A 16306-nucleotide genomic window follows, 5' to 3' on the forward strand; every position below is an offset into this window, starting at 1 on the left:
CGTGCAGAACGAATTTCATTACATATGAATTAAACATTTCTTCCCTGGGAACGTCGATTGTCGTTTGGGATAGCCAGGCTTAAACCTGCTAGTAATCGTCAGTTCAGCCAGAAGAAAGAATGTTCCGACAATGTATCCTCCACCTTTTTTACCATAATGATGAAGGCCTTCACTAAGTCACATCCTCAGGTGCCATTTCTGCATAAAGACTAAAACTGGCCATTCAAACAATCATCATTGTTGAATCAAAGTTAAACCCATATTAGTTTCATGGTATTCCATTTTTATCATGTCCTACGCGTTTTCCTCTCCTTTGTGTCTTTTTTATATGTCAATTTTGATTATGATGACTTAACACTGAAGTATCCATCAGTAACCCTTCTTAAGAAGGCGAGGCATATTTCCGTAGATAAATCAATCAAATAACACTTTCTAAAGGAAAGCAAATGAAACGTCCAAATTGGTTCCAGGTATCTGCAGAAGGCTCAAAGGCACTGGGAACTCTGCATCATTTCGCCACAACAGGAACAAATCTCCCGGAAGAGTTAATACATTTGGTTTTTTTAAGAGTATCTCAGATTAATGGCTGCGCGCATTGTATTGATATTCACACCCGCGATCTTATGAAGTGTGGCATGTCGGTAGAGAAAATAGTTTTGATTCCCGTATGGGAGGAGGCTACATATTTATTCTCGGATCTGGAGCAAGCGGCACTGGCATGGGCTGAAGAAGTTACCCGAGTAAGTGAGACACATGCTTCGGATGAAGCGTATTCTGCAGCACTTTCAGTATTTGGTGAAAAAGATTTGGTCGATTTGACCATCGTTATTGCAACCATGAATGCACTTAATCGTATGGGCGTCAGCTTTCGAATGAAGCCGCTGGCCAGGGCATAAATTACCATTCGTTTTCTTCTCGCGATTGGTTACTCATTTCCCCCAAAGTAAAAACCGCCGAAAGGCGGTTTTTACTTTTTTAACAGCTAACGATGAATATAATCGATCTTAATATTCTTTTAAGAATGTATAATATTAGGCTAAAAATACACTATGAATACTATTCGTGTGCGATTATTACAACATATGTAAGCTTATAATTAAAAAATAAAGCCGCCAACAAGAAGTGTTGTTGACGGACATTTATTAATGTAATTCAGCACGATCCAGACCGTAAGCGCTATCCATCGATCCTGGTGCCATCTGTGATAAAATCTGGAGACGATTCCAGGCGTTGATTACAGCAATGGTGAATGTTAACTCTGATACTTCCACTTCAGAGAAATGTTCGCGCAATTCGCTGTAAAGCGCTTCGCTTACACCATTATCACCAATGTGTGTCAACGCTTCAGTCAGTGCAAGAGCAGCTTTCTCTTTGGCGCTGAACAATGGCGATTCCCGCCAGATTGCAACGTGATAAAGACGCAGTTCACGCTCCCCATGCATTTTTGCTTCTTTAACATGCATATCCAGACAAAACGCACAATGATTCAGCTGTGAGGCACGGATATCCACTAAGTGCTTAAGTTTTTTATCCAGTGAGATTTTTCCTAATGCCATAGAAGCATCGGCAAGTGTTTTAGCCAGTGCAGGAATGGTTTTAAAATGATTCACACGTGACGACATATTGTAATCCTCTTTTTAAAATAAACGATCAATGGTTTGCAGTGCATGAGGTAACGCTGTAGTACGAGCGACGGGGTCATGCGTGCCGTCTACCCGAATAAATTGCACGTCGGTAATGCCAATATATTCAAGCGCTACGCGAATGTAGGGCGTGAACTGGTCATCTGCTACAAATGGACCGTGGGCAAATACGCTGCCGCTGGCGACAACGCAATACACTTTTTTGCCGCTGACTAGCCCTATTTTTTTGCCCTCTGGCGTAAAGGCGAAAGTTCGTCCGGCGCGGGTTATATGATCGAACCAGGCCTTCAGCACGGAAGGCAGGCCGAGGTTCCACATCGGTGATGAGATAACCAGTGTGTCACAATCAAAAAGCTGATCTACCAGTTGTTCCGAAGTCTTAATAGCGGTGAGCTGAGCTTCACTGCGTAGGTCTGGTGGGGTAAAAAAAGCAGCAATGGTAAATGCATCAAGATGTGGTAGCGGCCGTTGAGCCAGGTCCAGAACTGATTCTTCAAGCTCGGCATGATGCGCGCGTAATTTTTCTACCAGGCGTTCAGACGCCGCGCGGGATGCCGATCCTGATAAATCCGGACTGACTTTAATGTGAAGCAGTTTCATCATTTTTTTCCTCAGGTGAGATCGCGATAAAAGTGCAGGCCGAGGGTGGTGTATCCGACACGCTGATAAAATGTCTGGGCTCCTGAATTACTAATTGCGGTATCAAGGACCATCTGACCACAACCGTATTCACGTGCGATTACCGCTAAGTGATTCAACAGCGTTGCACCCATGCCCTGACCGCGAGCCTCGCTCACTGTTACCAGATCGTCGACGTAACAGAATTGCCCGTGAATAAAATTTTCGAGCAGTCGATAACCGGCCAGCGCTATTGGTTTGCCATCCTGCTCCAGTCCTGCAAGCCGATAGCCTTGCGCCTGCTGGCGCTGTACCTGGGCGATAAATTGTTTCTCATTCGTCAGTTTGCTGCGTAGTTCCCGCATCAGCGCAAAGCAATGGGCAAGGTCAGTAGCGGTGTCGTAATGTTCAATCTTCATGACGCCTCATATTGAGTGGCTTAGTTAATAGCCATATCTTAATCTTGTATGTCTTGTTAAAAAGGGCCATTATTGGACTTAATTGGTAGGACATCTAAAGGTGCATTTAATGGGGTACAAAGAGATTTATGCCCGCTATCGTCAGCAGATTCAGGATGGTCTTCTGAAACCGGGAGCGCGCGTTCCCTCGATTCGTTCGCTAGCAAGCGAGTTGCAGGTAGCGCGAAAAACGGTAGAAACCGCGTATGAAATTCTTATTGGAGAAGGCTATTTCGTGAGTCTGGGGGCAAAGGGGACCTATATAAATCCGGAGCTCAGGCTGACTTCAACGGTCAGCGCAGACAACGCTGTATCGTCTTGTTCACTTAATCCTCAGGTTACTGAAAGGAAGGGTGATCTGAGGCTCGGAATCCCTGCCCTGGATGAATTTCCCCATAAAAAATGGTTACTAATATCGGGAAAAGCGGCGCGAAGTCTTCGTCCAGAAGAAATGCTCATGCCCCCGGTAATGGGCTTTCAGCCGCTACGTGAGGCCATTTCAAGTTATCTCAATATTTCAAGAGGACTGAATTGCCGACCGGAGCAAATCTTTGTTACCAGCGGCTATCGGGCCAACTTACGGTTAATTCTGTCGGTGCTTGCACAGCCTGACGATAAAGTGCTGTTTGAAGATCCTGGCTACTTTTATGGTCAGCAATTATTGAAGCGAATGGCATCCAATCTGCACTATATACCTGTTGATCGGCAGGGCATGGATGTTGATTTTCTTCAGCGCTATCACAATGATGCACGCTTCGCTATCGTTACACCCACTCATCAAAGTCCGCTCGCAGTTAGCCTTTCATTACCGCGTAAGCATCAGCTGCTGGCCTGGGCACAGCAAAACAGTAGCTGGATAATCGAAGATGATTACGACGGAGAGTTTCATTACACACGAAAAGTAATCCCGGCGTTGAAAAGTCTCGATATGCATGACCGGGTTATTTATACCGGTACGTTTAGTAAAACGATAATGCCAGCTATGCGTATCGGCTATATGGTAATACCACAGGAGACGGTAGCCCGTTTCAGTGAACTGGGCGAAATCCTTGAAACGGGCCTGCCATTACTACCGCAAAAAATCCTTGCACAATTCCTTAGTGAAGGGCAGTTCTACCGGCATATAAAAAAGATGCGCTTACTCTACCAGCAGCGGCGTCGCATGATGCTTGAAGCAATTGAAACGACCTTTCCAGGGTTATTTGAATTTGAGCTTACAGATGGCGGGATGCATATTGTTGCCTTCCAGCAACGTGGCATTGAAGATACTGCATTAGCTGCATTATGGACACAGCACGAGCTTTACGTCCGGCCACTCTCGAGCTGGTATGCGCAGACACAAAAACGTTATGGATTAGTCATTGGATACACCAATATTCGTTCAACCGAAGAGGCGAAGAAAATTTTGCAGCGGGTTAAGGAAAAAACACTGGCGCTTATGCAGCATTAAGTATTTTGATAGCCAGGCGTGAAGAATAACCTATTGTTTACCAGTATTGTTGCCTGAAAAAAATTTAGTCGATCACTCTCTGTAAATGAGGGTCGACTAAATATGATCGTGATGGTACATGCGTTAGTAACATGAAGTTAGCCTGGTGTCAGTGCCCTTTATTTCCTACAGGAAATTATGTATAGATAACGGGAACACCGGTTATAAGCCAGGCGTTCAAAAATAAAGCGGTTTTTTAAGTATATCTGGAATATTAGCGGACCTCAATTTCAGGAACGGCTGACATCCCGACGCGCAATAATTTTGCATCGGGTTGATTACCATCCAGCACTATTTTCACCGGTAAACGCTGGACGACTTTAGTAAAGTTACCCGTTGCATTGTCTGGCTGGATGGCTGAAAACGTTGCGCCGGTTGCAGGAGCGATACTATCGACATGTCCAGTAAACTTTTTGCCAGGCATGGCATCAATTTTAATTAAGACCTTCTGCCCCTGCTGAACATTTGCCAGCTGTGTTTCAAGATAATTGGCAGTGATGTAAGTTTGATGTAGCGGAACCACGGCCAGCAGACGTGTCCCTGCATTAACGTAGGCACCGATGCGCACCGAACGCTGGCCTACCATCCCATCGACTGGTGCAACAATACGCGTATAAGAAAGATTAAGCCTCGCCTGACTGACTTTCGCCTGCGCGACTGCAACATCGGCTTCCGCCTGACGTAATGCAGCCCTCAACACGCCTACCTGTTTTTCTGCTGAGGTCAGAGCAGCTTCGTTCTGACGAACGACTGCGGATGCAGAACGCTGCGTTGAATGGGCTTTTTGTTGATCGTCCGCAGCGACGGTACCTCTTTGATAAAGCTTGTTAAAACGTTCAGCGTTCTGACTGGCGTACTGCGCCGACGCCTGACTGGCTAAAAGGGTCGCTTTTGTCTGGGCAATAATGGATTGTTGCTGCTCCAGTTGTGCAAGGCTGCTCAGGTGTTTTGCTTCACTAAGCTGCAAATTAGCTTGCGCCATTTCAAGCGCTATTTTGTAGTCACGGTCATCCAGCATGGCCAGTGTTTGCCCTGCTTTAACGCGTTGGTTATCTGCCACATAGATATTTTTGATATAACCCGAGACTTTTGGTGCTACCAGTGTGTAATCCGCATTTACATAGGCATCATTGGTACGGGTATCATTTTTCAGCATTGTCGACCAGACGAAAAATATCATCGTCAACATCAGGATTAATGATCCGCTGAGCAGAATCGTTCTTCTGGATACAGTAAATTTCATTTAACCACCTCTATTTTGTCATGGCAGGTTGAAAGCGTGTCTGGGGCGGCCAGACACGTTTTGGTAGCCAGACGGTGAGCAATAACAGAAGGACGGCAAAGCCAGTCATCAGCAGATAGCTGTCGCCCAGACTCAGAACAATTGCCTGATGTTTCAATAAGGTGATAAATCCCGCGATGTTCTCGGTGTTGCTGATGCTGCCGTCGTGTAATAAAGGGATGTTACTGCTGGCCTGCTCACTGGCCGGTGTCGATATCAACCATGGGCGGTTGGCTACGTTATTGACCAGAACATTAGAATGAAATTGTTCTCTGTGGTTTATAAACCATTCCACTAAAACGCCAGCAGCGATGCTTGAAAAACCCCGTACGGTATTGAACATAGCAGAGGCATAATGTCCTTCCGGGGGAGCCACAACGCTGGTTGCGCTCATAAGCAACGGTAAAATAATTGACGGTAATCCAATCGCCTGCAGAACCTGTATGGCCCAGAAATTCTGGCGTGCCCAGTCGCTGGTTATCTGCATACCCATCAGGCTGGCGAAAATCATCAGAGCAATCCCGAAAGCTATCAGCCAGCGACAATCAACCCAGCGCAGACTAAGCAGTGCGGCAACAAGTGGGGTGATAATTAACTGAGGGAGCCCAATGGTCAAAGCCAGCGGCGCAAATTGCGCTGTTCGAAAGCCCTCTACTTTGCCAAAGAAATTGGACGGCAAAGCCGAGCCAGCCAGCGCCAGTACCAATACTACAGCGAGCGCCATCAGGCCATATGAAAAGTTACTTCTCTCCAGCATCTGTAATTTGAACAAAGGGAGGGGATGAAACCATTCATTAATCAGAAAAATCACCAGGCACACGATGGCGCTGGATAACAGACAATTAAATAACGGCGATTCAAACCAGTCCAGACGTCCACCCTGAGTGATGGCGATTATTAAAAACGCCATACCAGAACAGCCGGTAAGCATACCGAACAGGTCGATCTGTTTAAATCGGTCGAGATAAATCGGGTCCTGCGGCAAACCCCAGCCAATAAATATCATCGAAATCAAAATGGCGGGGACCACTTGCCAGAACATGAACATCCAGCTCACTTCATCTGTCCAGAATGCCGCCAGTGAAGGTGCCACATTTGGACCAAAAGTCGCAGTCAGAGCATAAGCTCCCAGTCCATAAAGTTTTATAGATGGTGGCAGAAAACGTAGCGCCACAGTCATGAGTAAGGGAGGAAGTGCGCCGCTAAACAGGCCCTGTATCGTTCGCAAGAGAATAAACAACTGCGCGTTCGGTAGTAAGGGTAAAAGTATGCCGCAAACCATAAAACCGCCAGCGCAACCAAGAGCCAATTTACGCAGCGAAAAAGTCACAGCAAACCATGGTGCGATCATCATCGCCACTACTTCCGCGGCCTGGTAGGCAGATGTGAACCAACTGGCTTGATCATAAGTCACGCCAACTCCGGCACGCACATCTGCAAGCGCTATATCTATAACCCGACCATTAAGCCCAGAGGTCAAGGCTGCAATCAGTACCCCCACAAACCCCAATGCAAGGCGCCAGGTAAAAGGGGTCGAGGGTGGGGTAGAACGCTGTGCATTCATACAATGTTCTCGTGCATTAAATCGGTACGGTGTACCGTATTGTGGTACAGTGTGGCATCTTACATTGCGAGAGCGTCCGTTGCAATGTGATAATTAATACATGAACTGAGGTAACAGGCTGCCCGTCACCGGACAATAAGGAGCTCTATATGGCCGTTAATGCTTCAAGCTTTGAGGATGAAAAACCCGGCGGGATTCAGGTTATCGCCCGCGCAGCTGCAATTTTGAATGTGCTGGGTAAACACCCTGGCGGCATGAGTCTGGGGGAAATTGCGCAGGAGGTTGCTCTCCCTCGTTCAACGGTGCAGCGTATTGTCGCGGCCTTAGACAGTGCTCAACTTGTGCGTAGCAGCGGTGTAGGTGGTCTGCGTCTGGGACCAGCACTACTCAAACTTATTTCCAGTGTGCACAGCGATGTAGTGGATCTTGTACGTCCCTTCCTGGAGCAGCTTTCGGCCAATATTAATGAAACAGTGACCCTGGCACGTGCCAGTGGTACCCAGCTGGCAATCGTCCATTACGTTGTAGCATCCCGTGAATTACGTGTTGTACCTCGTATTGGACTTAATTTGCCGCTCTACAGTACTTCCGGCGGTCGGGTGTTACTGGCTATGGAAAGTGATGAAGATGTCCGCATACTGGTAGGCGATGCCTATGAAGATCTAACCGGAATGACAGTTAAAACTCTTCCACAGCTTCTGGAGCTGATCGCCGATGTTCGTGCTAATGGGCTGGCTATAGATCTGGGTGAAACTCTTGAGGGCGTCTGCACGATAGCAGTAGCGTTAGACACACTTTTTGGTCGTTTTTCTATCTCATTATTAGTTCCAGCGGCACGTTTCCATAAACATGAAACCTTTTATCGGAAAGAACTCATGCAATGCAAGGAGGCGATAGTTAATGAAATTGGAAGAACAATTTCGGTAGGAGAATAACTAACAACAGGAATAAGTGTTCTCAACGAAATTTGTTAAGCAGCTTGCACAGTCCGGCCCGGCCTGCCCCAATATTAGATATAACGATCAGTTAGTAATGGAGTTGACCAGCTTCCCGTTGATCAACACTAAGTACTGTTAGCTACTTCCGCTTTTGGCACAAAGCGGACGTTACAATTTTTCAGGATTCTTTCTGCCGTCAATTAGCCCAGTCTTCCAGGATCAGGCCAGGCACACGCTCAAACTCTCTCACGTTGTTCGTCACCAGTACGGCACCGGCGGCGATGGCATGCCCGGCAATCGCCATGTCGTTCGGACCGATTGGCGTCCCGGCCGCAGTCAGCGCGGCTTTAATCTCCGTGGTTGCGTCCACCGCGGCGCGGTCCCAGGCGAGGATTGCATCGAGGCGGGCGCAGAAAGCTTCGACAAGCAGGCCGTGGCGGGGAGATGCCTTCTTTCCGATCGCACCGAAACGCATCTCTGCATAAGTAATGGCCGAAACCACGATGCGGTGATTCCGCAGCACTGCCTGCTCCAGCCGTTTAATGACAGCTTCCGGCTGCTCACGCATGATGAACGAGCAAATGTTGGTGTCCAGCATATAGGTCTTGATCACAGGTCAAACCGTCCTTCATCGCTGACAACATCACCGCGCTCGGCCATAAAGTCTGAATCGGCTTTTTCGAGCTGAGTAAACGAACCCCATGTTGGGCGAACGGGACGAAGGATGATGCTATCACCTTCCCGGACGATCTCCAGTTCACTCACTCCCTCAAAATCCAGGTCTCGGGGCAGACGGATAGCACGATTATTGCCGTTTTTAAATATCGATACGGTTCTCATAGTATTTCTCCTGATAGGTTAGCCTTAAAGCATATGCAAAGTATAGGTAGATGTTGGGCATATGTATAGATGTGACTACCTCGGAGTGATAGAAGCGCACATGCGGTGCATGGAAAAATGCTCTACATACATCAATTAATCTTTTCTTCACCTAAGATCTGAATAACCAGATTCGGATCTTGCTCAACTAACTGGTGCAGTACAGGTAATTGCAGAGTCAGGGAAATGCATGGAGTAAGAAGCAGCTGAATGGATAATTTGGCTGTGGAAGGATTTATTTAGCTTTTGCAGGAAACAAAAAAGAGCCCATGTATTCCATGGACTCTTTCTGAGATGCCTCGATTATTCTGTCCAACTTTTGGGGGTCAGTACAATGTGAGGCTACCCAAACAAACATACTTGACCCTATGAGGGTAGCCTCTTCATCGCTGGAAAGCAATAAGGAGGCTGGAATGCCAAAACGTACTCTGCTGTTAGGTTTGTTGATGATCTGTATGACGTTATTGATCTTCACCTGGATGGTTCGCGACTCGCTGTGTGAGCTGCGATTCAGACAGGACCATACAGAGCTGGCAGCAGTGTTAGCTTGCGAAGTGAAACGTTAAGGCGAGGGCGGGGAGATGTTTTCCCGCCTTTCCAGAGTGGTTGGTTGGCTCAGGCACCTTTTTAATGGCCCGCATCGCGGGCCATTAATTTAACTCATAAAGGCCGGCTGCTTGTTCTCGTAGGCCGCAATGGCATCTTCGTGCTGCAGCGTCAGCCCGATGCTGTCCAGACCGTTGATCATGCAGTGGCGACGGAACGCATCGATGTTAAAGCCATAGGTTTTATCCCCGGCTTTCACTTCCTGCGCTTCCAGATCCACCACAAAGCGAATCCCTGGGTTGCTCTGTACCAGCGCAAACAGCTCGTCGACCTGCTCATCGCTTAAGGTCACCGGCAGCAGCTGATTGTTGAAGCTGTTGCCATAGAAGATATCGGCAAAGCTCGGCGCAATCACCACTTTGAAACCGTAGTCGGTCAGGGCCCAGGGCGCATGCTCACGGGATGAGCCGCAGCCGAAATTTTCCCGCGCCAGCAGGATCGACGCGCCTTTGAATTCCGGGAAGTTCAGCACGAACTCCGGATTCGGCACTTCGCCTTTGTCATCCAGAAAACGCCAGTCGTTAAACAAGTGGGCGCCAAAACCGGTGCGGGTGACCTTCTGTAAAAACTGCTTCGGAATAATAGCGTCGGTATCGACGTTGGCCGCGTCCAGAGGGACCACCAGGCCAGTATGTTGGGTAAATTTCTCTGCCATGATGGTCTCCTTATTTCAGGCTGCGAATATCGGCGAAATGGCCGGTCACTGCGGCTGCCGCGGCCATCGCCGGGCTGACCAGGTGTGTGCGCCCGCCGCGCCCCTGACGACCTTCAAAGTTACGGTTGCTGGTAGAGGCGCAACGCTCGCCCGGATTCAGGCGATCGTTATTCATGGCCAGACACATGGAGCAGCCTGGCAGACGCCATTCAAAGCCTGCTTCAATGAAAATCTTATCCAGACCTTCGGCCTCCGCCTGCGCTTTTACCGGGCCGGAACCTGGCACCACCAGCGCCTGCACGCCCGGGGCCACTTTACGGCCTTTCGCCACTTCTGCCGCCGCGCGCAAATCTTCGATACGTGAGTTGGTGCAGGAGCCGATAAACACTTTATCAATCGCCACGTCGGTCAAAGGCACGCCCGGTTTCAGGCCCATATAGGCCAGCGCCTTCTCTGCGCTGGCGCGCTCAACCGGATCGGCGAACGAGGCCGGGTCAGGAATACTGTCGTTAACGGAGATCACCTGGCCCGGGTTAGTCCCCCAGGTCACCTGCGGCGCGATAGCTTCGGCCTGCAGGGTCACCACGGTGTCAAACTGCGCGCCTTCGTCCGTTTTCAGGGTTTTCCAGTAAGCGACCGCATCGTCGTAGTGCTGGCCTTTCGGGGCATGCAGACGATCCTTCACATACGCGAAGGTGATCTCGTCCGGGGCAACCAGACCGGCTTTTGCGCCCATCTCAATGGCCATGTTGCAGAGGGTCATACGACCTTCCATGCTCAGGGCCTGGATCGCGCTGCCGCAGAACTCCACCACATGGCCGGTGCCGCCGGCGCTGCCGGTTTTACCGATGATCGCCAGCACGATGTCTTTGGCGGTGATGCCCGGTGCGGCCTGGCCAGTAACTTCAATTTTCATGGTCTTCGCGCGGCCCTGCTTCAGGGTCTGCGTCGCCAGCACGTGTTCTACTTCTGAGGTGCCGATCCCGAACGCCAGTGCACCAAAGGCACCGTGGGTAGCGGTGTGGGAGTCACCGCAGACGATGGTCATCCCCGGCAGGGTGATGCCCTGCTCTGGGCCCATCACGTGGACAATGCCCTGATACGGGTGATTCAGATCGTACAGTTCAACGCCAAATTCGTTGCAGTTCTTAATCAGCTCCTGCATCTGAATGCGCGCCATCTCACCGGAGGCGTTGATGTCTTTGGTCTGCGTCGAGACGTTATGGTCCATCGTCGCAAAGGTTTTGCCTGGCTGACGCACCGGGCGATGGTGCGCGCGCAGGCCGTCAAACGCCTGCGGTGAGGTCACTTCGTGCACCAGATGACGGTCAATATAGAGCAGTGGGGTTTCGTTTGGCGCTTCGAAGACTACGTGCGCATCAAACAACTTTTCATACAACGTCTTCGCCATGATTACACCCCTTCAGCGACATAGCGGGCGATGATGTCACCCATTTCATCGGTAGTAACAGCAGCAGCGCCACGGGCCAAATCACCGGTGCGAATGCCTTCTTCTAACGCACGGTTGATGGCGTTTTCAATCGCCGTCGCCGCGTCGTTGGCATCCAGGCTGTAGCGCAGCAACAGCGCGAGGGACAGGATCTGCGCGATCGGGTTAGCAATGTTCTTGCCCGCGATATCCGGTGCTGAACCGCCTGCCGGTTCGTACAGGCCAAACCCTTCTTCATTCAGGCTGGCGGATGGCAGCATCCCCATCGAGCCGGTGATCATCGCGCATTCGTCAGAGAGAATGTCACCGAACAGGTTGGAGCACAGCAGCACGTCGAACTGGGACGGATCTTTAATCAGCTGCATGGTGGCATTGTCGATATACATATGCGACAGCTGCACGTCCGGGTATTCCCGGGCGATTTCGTTGACGATTTCACGCCACAGGATCGAGGATTGCAGCACGTTCGCTTTATCGATCGAGGTCACTTTATGGCCGCGCTTGCGGGCAGATTCGAACGCGATACGGGCGATTCGTTCGATCTCAAAACGGTGATAGACCTCGGTATCAAAGGCTTTTTCGTGCTGACCACTGCCTTCGCGGCCTTTTGGCTGACCAAAGTAGATGCCGCCAGTCAGCTCGCGGACACACAGAATGTCGAAACCGTTCGCCGCGATGTCGGCGCGCAGCGGACAGAACTCTTCCAGTCCCTGGTACAGCTTCGCCGGACGCAGGTTACTGAACAGTTTGAAATGTTTACGTAACGGCAGCAGGGCGCCGCGCTCTGGCTGTTCGGCCGGCGGCAGGTGTTCCCATTTCGGGCCACCCACGGAGCCAAACAGCACCGCGTCGGCATTCTCACAGCCGGTCACGGTCGCCTGTGGCAACGGCGTGCCGTGATTATCAATTGCGATACCGCCAACATCGTAGTGGCTGGTGGTAATCTTCATCGCAAAACGGGTGCGGATAGCTTCCAGAACCTTCAGCGCCTGTGCCATAACTTCGGGGCCAATTCCGTCGCCCGGTAACACAGCAATATGGTAATTCTTCGACATTACACGGTTTCCTTATTGTTCTCTTTATTCTGAGCCTTGCGTTGCAACTCTTTTTCCACTTCAGCGGCGCGCCAGATATTGTTCAGCACGTGAACCATCGCTTTGGCGGAGGACTCGACAATATCGGTCGCCAGGCCCACGCCGTGGAAGCGGCGGCCGTTATAATTGACCACGATATCGACCTGGCCCAGCGCGTTTTTGCCCTGGCCCTTAGCCGTCAGGTCATACTTCACCAGTTCAACGTCGTACTCGGTAACGCGGTTAATCGCCTGGTAGATGGCATCCACTGGACCGTTGCCGTTGGCGGCTTCGGCTTTGATCTCGTCGCCACAGGCCAGCTTGACGGAGGCGGTGGCGATATCGCTTGAACCTGACTGCACGCTGAAGTAGTCCAGACGGAAATGCTCTGGCTCTTCCTGCTGCTTGTTGATAAACGCCAGCGCTTCCAGATCGTAATCGAAGACCTGACCTTTCTTATCGGCCAGCTTCAGGAAGGCGTCGTAGAGGTGATCCATGTTGTAGTCGGTCTCTTTATAACCCATCTCTTCCATGCGGTGTTTTACCGCGGCACGGCCAGAGCGGGAGGTCAGGTTCAACTGCACCTGGTTCAGACCGATGGATTCCGGGGTCATGATCTCGTAGTTTTCGCGGTTCTTCAGCACGCCGTCCTGGTGGATACCGGAGGAGTGGGCGAAGGCGCCGGTGCCGACAATGGCTTTGTTCGCAGGAACCGGCATGTTACAGATTTGGCTGACGGTCTGGCTGGTGCGCCAGATTTCGTGGTGATTAATGCGGGTCTGCACGTTCATGATGTCTTTGCGTACCTTGATCGCCATAATCACTTCTTCCAGCGAACAGTTGCCTGCGCGCTCACCGATACCGTTCATGGCGCCTTCAACCTGACGCGCGCCGGCATGGACGGCCGCGATGGCGTTACCGACCGCCAGGCCTAAATCGTCATGGGTGTGAACGGAGATAATCGCTTTATCAATGTTCGGCACGCGCTCATACAGCCCGGAAATGATATTGGAGAACTCGAACGGCATGGTGTAGCCGACGGTGTCAGGAATATTGATGGTAGTGGCGCCGGCACGGATGGCCGCCTCAACCACGCGGGCCAAATCTTCAATCGGCGTACGGCCTGCGTCTTCACAGGAGAACTCAACGTCGTCGGTATAGTTACGGGCGCGTTTCACCATATAGATGGAGCGCTCAATCACCTCATCCAGCGTACTGCGCAGCTTGGTGGCGATATGCATTGGCGAGGTAGCAATAAAGGTATGAATGCGGAAGGCTTCAGCAACTTTCAGCGACTCAGCCGCCACATCAATGTCTTTCTCGACGCAGCGCGCCAGAGCGCATACACGGCTGTTTTTGATGGTACGGGCAATGGTCTGAACGGATTCAAAATCACCCGGAGAAGAGACCGGGAAGCCTACCTCCATTACGTCTACGCCCATACGTTCAAGGGCCAGAGCAATCTGCAATTTCTCTTTCACGCTCAGGCTTGCCTGTAATGCCTGTTCACCATCACGTAAGGTCGTATCGAAAATAATGACTTGCTGGCTCATGGGTTAGGTCCTTGTCTGAATTTGGGCGCCTTGCTACGAGCATAAAAAAACCCGCGCAGTGGCGCGGGTTTTTTGTCTTAACCAGAGAACGATTCAATGCTGAATTTCGCCCGCCAGTCTACCGCGCACAGTGGATGCGTTTAGTAGTAGTAGACCGGTGAAACGAATGCTGCGAATCATGAATCATGCCCCAGATAAATAAGATATGCTTTTAGTGGTACTGGATACAGGGTTTGATGTCAACCCCTGTGAGGTGAAAACCGTCATTTGCCCTTCCGACCGCCATCCACGAAATTAGCTTATTGTGCTGGTTTTTCCCTTTCTGACAATTTTGTTCGTCTGTAGGATGATGCTGAATACATCGACAGAATTATTTGAATATACTTGATTGCAATTGTTCAAACTTTAGAAACAATAGAGCGGCCTTTTGAATGCGTTAACTTTCATTATCTTAGCCTGATGCTAAGCGCATAAAGTATGCGAAGGTAATGTTAGTGATAATAAAGTGTTAAAGTTTTAAATTAAGTTGCTATTAATATTTCATTAAAACTTAAATAAGCCTTAACTAAACACCATGTTGTTTATTTGTGTGATTTATGGTTTCATTCGAATTATTAGCTTGTGGATATGCTTTTTCCTTATCTGAACATGTTTTTATATTTTATTCCGTACCCCTGTCACGGCTGACGGGTATTTATATATTCCTAATTTGTAACATTTCTCTTTTTCTTGTTTTATATGCGTGATAAATCATATTTTTAAAAATGATTGTTGCTGACGAGTAAAGGGAGTTTAGCGTGACAGTGGAGCAGGATATGTCTGAAGAAAAAATTGAAAAACCGGCAGCATTCGATGGGGCAAAACCACAGCTCCGTACGGTTGATCTGAATCTGTTAACGGTATTTGATGCGGTGATGCAGGAGCAAAATATCACGCGCGCCGCCCAGTCGCTGGGGATGTCACAGCCCGCCGTCAGTAATGCCGTTGCCAGGCTCAAGGTAATGTTTAACGATGAATTGTTTGTGCGCTATGGCCGCGGGATCCAGCCTACGGCGCGTGCATTTCAGCTGTTTGCATCGGTGCGTCAGGCCTTGCAGCTCGTGCAGAATGAACTGCCGGGGTCAGGGTTTGATTCCTCCAGCAGCGAGCGTATTTTCCATTTGTGCGTTTGCAGCCCTCTCGATAATTACCTGACCTCGCTTATTTATAATAAGGTTGAACAGGTCGCACCTAATATACACCTGGTGTTTAAGTCTTCCCTTAACCAGAATACGGAACATCAGCTGCGTTATCAGGAAACCGAGTTTGTCATTGGTTATGAAGAGTTCCGCCGGCCGGAATTTTCCTGCGTGCCGTTATTCAAAGATGAAATGGTGCTGGTAACCAGCAAAACACACCCACGCCTGCATGGCACACTGCTGGAGAGCGATATTTATCGCGAACAGCATGCCGTTGTCGCCCTCGATCGCTACGCTTCCTTTAGCCAACCGTGGTACGACACTCCGGATAAACAGGCCTGCGTAGCGTATCAGGGGATGGCAATGGTCAGCGTATTAAATATCGTTTCGCAAACGCAGCTGGTTGCTATCGCGCCGCGCTGGCTAGTGGAAGAATTTGCCGAGCCGCTGAATCTACGGATATTACCGTTACCTTTGAATCTTAACTCGCGTACGTGCTATCTCTCCTGGCACGAAGCTGCCGGGCGCGATAAAGGCCATCAGTGGATGGAAGAGCTGCTGGTGAGCGTCTGCCGCCGCTAATCAACCTCAGGATAAATCGCACGGTTGTTGTTATTTATCCTGACTTTCTTTTTATTACTGAAATTTTATTCTGTTGATGTTTTTTTCACTGCCGCTTCCGGGCCGTAAAATTGCATGAATTACTGCACCTTTCCCTTTTTAAATGATGAATGCTCACGGCTCTTCGTTATCGTAGTTGATTTATCCATAACAAATATTAATACCTCATAATTCTTCTTTCGCGTTTATGTGCCCGCGCAGGTTTGCTAATTGCCTGCCTTCCGGCGAGCGGTTATGGTAACTGTCACTCTGCACAATAAAAAAACGCCAGGGGTGACCCTGACAAAAAAGACGGCTCA

Annotated in this window: 17 protein-coding genes; 5 read left to right on the plus strand and 12 right to left on the minus strand. The window is 49.7% G+C overall.

The window, feature by feature from the left end; genetic code table 11:
* The first annotated feature begins 446 nt into the window (after positions 1-446).
* The gene (locus ACP4QI_RS03350; RefSeq protein WP_021314443.1) at positions 447-896 is read left to right on the plus strand and encodes a carboxymuconolactone decarboxylase family protein; all 450 of its coding nucleotides are present in this window, start codon (positions 447-449) and stop codon (positions 894-896) included.
* 246 nt (positions 897-1142) lie between these two features.
* Here the strand turns inward: ACP4QI_RS03350 and ACP4QI_RS03355 are convergent, their stop codons facing one another.
* From ACP4QI_RS03355 to ACP4QI_RS03365, 3 genes are read right to left on the minus strand one after another with little or no spacing between them, the layout of a single operon-like run.
* Positions 1143-1622, minus strand: coding sequence for a carboxymuconolactone decarboxylase family protein (locus ACP4QI_RS03355; RefSeq protein ID WP_021314444.1), 480 nt, complete (start codon positions 1620-1622; stop codon positions 1143-1145).
* 15 nt (positions 1623-1637) lie between these two features.
* Complete coding sequence (locus ACP4QI_RS03360; RefSeq protein WP_021314445.1) at positions 1638-2246, minus strand: NAD(P)H-dependent oxidoreductase; 609 nt, start codon at positions 2244-2246, stop codon at positions 1638-1640.
* Positions 2247-2254: 8 nt separating this feature from the next.
* Positions 2255-2680, minus strand: a complete 426-nt coding sequence (locus ACP4QI_RS03365; protein WP_337016893.1) for a GNAT family N-acetyltransferase — start codon at positions 2678-2680, stop codon at positions 2255-2257.
* 109 nt (positions 2681-2789) lie between these two features.
* Here ACP4QI_RS03365 and pdxR point away from each other — a divergent pair, with 109 nt between their 5' ends.
* Positions 2790-4169: a MocR-like pyridoxine biosynthesis transcription factor PdxR gene (pdxR, locus tag ACP4QI_RS03370; protein WP_426495548.1), complete on the plus strand. Its 1380-nt coding sequence runs from the start codon at positions 2790-2792 to the stop codon at positions 4167-4169.
* A gap of 253 nt (positions 4170-4422) precedes the next feature.
* Here pdxR and ACP4QI_RS03375 read toward each other — a convergent pair whose 3' ends face one another.
* Both ACP4QI_RS03375 and ACP4QI_RS03380 read right to left on the minus strand, forming a co-directional pair.
* A complete protein-coding gene (locus ACP4QI_RS03375) occupies positions 4423-5451 on the minus strand; it encodes an HlyD family secretion protein (protein WP_337016895.1) in 1029 nt (342 codons plus the stop codon).
* 10 nt (positions 5452-5461) lie between these two features.
* Complete coding sequence (locus tag ACP4QI_RS03380; RefSeq protein ID WP_337016896.1) at positions 5462-7054, minus strand: MFS transporter; 1593 nt, start codon at positions 7052-7054, stop codon at positions 5462-5464.
* A 149-nt stretch (positions 7055-7203) separates the two neighbouring features.
* Here ACP4QI_RS03380 and ACP4QI_RS03385 point away from each other — a divergent pair, with 149 nt between their 5' ends.
* A complete protein-coding gene (locus ACP4QI_RS03385; protein WP_021314450.1) occupies positions 7204-7989 on the plus strand; it encodes an IclR family transcriptional regulator domain-containing protein in 786 nt (261 codons plus the stop codon).
* Between the two features lie 199 nt (positions 7990-8188).
* Here ACP4QI_RS03385 and ACP4QI_RS03390 read toward each other — a convergent pair whose 3' ends face one another.
* Together ACP4QI_RS03390 and vapB are read right to left on the minus strand one after the other, a co-directional pair.
* Positions 8189-8605: a PIN domain-containing protein gene (locus ACP4QI_RS03390; protein ID WP_021314451.1), complete on the minus strand. Its 417-nt coding sequence runs from the start codon at positions 8603-8605 to the stop codon at positions 8189-8191.
* On the minus strand, positions 8602-8832 hold the full coding sequence (gene vapB / locus ACP4QI_RS03395) for a type II toxin-antitoxin system VapB family antitoxin (protein ID WP_021314452.1): 231 nt from the start codon (positions 8830-8832) through the stop codon (positions 8602-8604). The genes ACP4QI_RS03390 and vapB overlap by 4 nt, the downstream gene beginning before the upstream one ends.
* Positions 8833-9284: 452 nt before the next feature.
* Between vapB and ACP4QI_RS03400 the strand changes: the two genes are divergently transcribed.
* On the plus strand, positions 9285-9437 hold the full coding sequence (locus tag ACP4QI_RS03400) for a Hok/Gef family protein (protein WP_142488218.1): 153 nt from the start codon (positions 9285-9287) through the stop codon (positions 9435-9437).
* An 89-nt stretch (positions 9438-9526) separates the two neighbouring features.
* On the opposite strand, the gene leuD is transcribed toward ACP4QI_RS03400, so the two are convergent.
* The 5 genes from leuD to leuL form a co-directional block, all read right to left on the minus strand.
* Positions 9527-10132, minus strand: a complete 606-nt coding sequence (leuD, locus tag ACP4QI_RS03405; protein WP_156262906.1) for a 3-isopropylmalate dehydratase small subunit — start codon at positions 10130-10132, stop codon at positions 9527-9529.
* A 10-nt stretch (positions 10133-10142) separates the two neighbouring features.
* Positions 10143-11543, minus strand: a complete 1401-nt coding sequence (leuC, locus tag ACP4QI_RS03410) for a 3-isopropylmalate dehydratase large subunit (RefSeq protein ID WP_142488220.1) — start codon at positions 11541-11543, stop codon at positions 10143-10145.
* Positions 11544-11545: 2 nt separating this feature from the next.
* The gene (gene leuB / locus ACP4QI_RS03415) at positions 11546-12637 is read right to left on the minus strand and encodes a 3-isopropylmalate dehydrogenase (RefSeq protein WP_059308730.1); all 1092 of its coding nucleotides are present in this window, start codon (positions 12635-12637) and stop codon (positions 11546-11548) included.
* Complete coding sequence (gene leuA / locus ACP4QI_RS03420) at positions 12637-14208, minus strand: 2-isopropylmalate synthase (RefSeq protein ID WP_142488222.1); 1572 nt, start codon at positions 14206-14208, stop codon at positions 12637-12639. Before leuA ends, leuB begins: the two co-directional genes overlap by 1 nt.
* A gap of 93 nt (positions 14209-14301) precedes the next feature.
* Positions 14302-14388 carry a leu operon leader peptide gene (gene leuL, locus ACP4QI_RS03425; RefSeq protein WP_142490058.1) on the minus strand — a complete coding sequence of 29 codons (87 nt, stop codon included), beginning with the start codon at positions 14386-14388 and terminating at the stop codon, positions 14302-14304.
* Between the two features lie 635 nt (positions 14389-15023).
* On the opposite strand from leuL, the gene leuO reads away from it, so the two are divergent.
* Positions 15024-15968 (plus strand): transcriptional regulator LeuO, encoded by a 945-nt coding sequence (gene leuO, locus ACP4QI_RS03430; protein ID WP_142488223.1) that lies wholly within the window; start codon positions 15024-15026, stop codon positions 15966-15968.
* Positions 15969-16306 lie beyond the last annotated feature (338 nt).

The organism is Leclercia sp. TB492 (assembly GCF_049974505.2).
GTDB classification, from domain to species: Bacteria; Pseudomonadota; Gammaproteobacteria; order Enterobacterales; family Enterobacteriaceae; genus Enterobacter; species Enterobacter adecarboxylatus_C.

Bases quoted from the DNA above. Each gene is read 5' to 3' on its own strand.
- ACP4QI_RS03350 (WP_021314443.1), top strand. From the start codon at position 447: ATGAAACGTCCAAATTGGTTCCAGGTATCTGCAGAAGGCTCAAAGGCA.
- ACP4QI_RS03355 (WP_021314444.1), bottom strand. From the start codon at position 1,622: ATGTCGTCACGTGTGAATCATTTTAAAACCATTCCTGCACTGGCTAAA.
- ACP4QI_RS03360 (WP_021314445.1), bottom strand. From the start codon at position 2,246: ATGATGAAACTGCTTCACATTAAAGTCAGTCCGGATTTATCAGGATCG.
- ACP4QI_RS03365 (WP_337016893.1), bottom strand. From the start codon at position 2,680: ATGAAGATTGAACATTACGACACCGCTACTGACCTTGCCCATTGCTTT.
- pdxR (WP_426495548.1), top strand. From the start codon at position 2,790: ATGGGGTACAAAGAGATTTATGCCCGCTATCGTCAGCAGATTCAGGAT.
- ACP4QI_RS03375 (WP_337016895.1), bottom strand. From the start codon at position 5,451: ATGAAATTTACTGTATCCAGAAGAACGATTCTGCTCAGCGGATCATTA.
- ACP4QI_RS03380 (WP_337016896.1), bottom strand. From the start codon at position 7,054: ATGAATGCACAGCGTTCTACCCCACCCTCGACCCCTTTTACCTGGCGC.
- ACP4QI_RS03385 (WP_021314450.1), top strand. From the start codon at position 7,204: ATGGCCGTTAATGCTTCAAGCTTTGAGGATGAAAAACCCGGCGGGATT.
- vapB (WP_021314452.1), bottom strand. From the start codon at position 8,832: ATGAGAACCGTATCGATATTTAAAAACGGCAATAATCGTGCTATCCGT.
- ACP4QI_RS03400 (WP_142488218.1), top strand. From the start codon at position 9,285: ATGCCAAAACGTACTCTGCTGTTAGGTTTGTTGATGATCTGTATGACG.
- leuD (WP_156262906.1), bottom strand. From the start codon at position 10,132: ATGGCAGAGAAATTTACCCAACATACTGGCCTGGTGGTCCCTCTGGAC.
- leuC (WP_142488220.1), bottom strand. From the start codon at position 11,543: ATGGCGAAGACGTTGTATGAAAAGTTGTTTGATGCGCACGTAGTCTTC.
- leuB (WP_059308730.1), bottom strand. From the start codon at position 12,637: ATGTCGAAGAATTACCATATTGCTGTGTTACCGGGCGACGGAATTGGC.
- leuA (WP_142488222.1), bottom strand. From the start codon at position 14,208: ATGAGCCAGCAAGTCATTATTTTCGATACGACCTTACGTGATGGTGAA.
- leuL (WP_142490058.1), bottom strand. From the start codon at position 14,388: ATGATTCGCAGCATTCGTTTCACCGGTCTACTACTACTAAACGCATCC.
- leuO (WP_142488223.1), top strand. From the start codon at position 15,024: ATGTCTGAAGAAAAAATTGAAAAACCGGCAGCATTCGATGGGGCAAAA.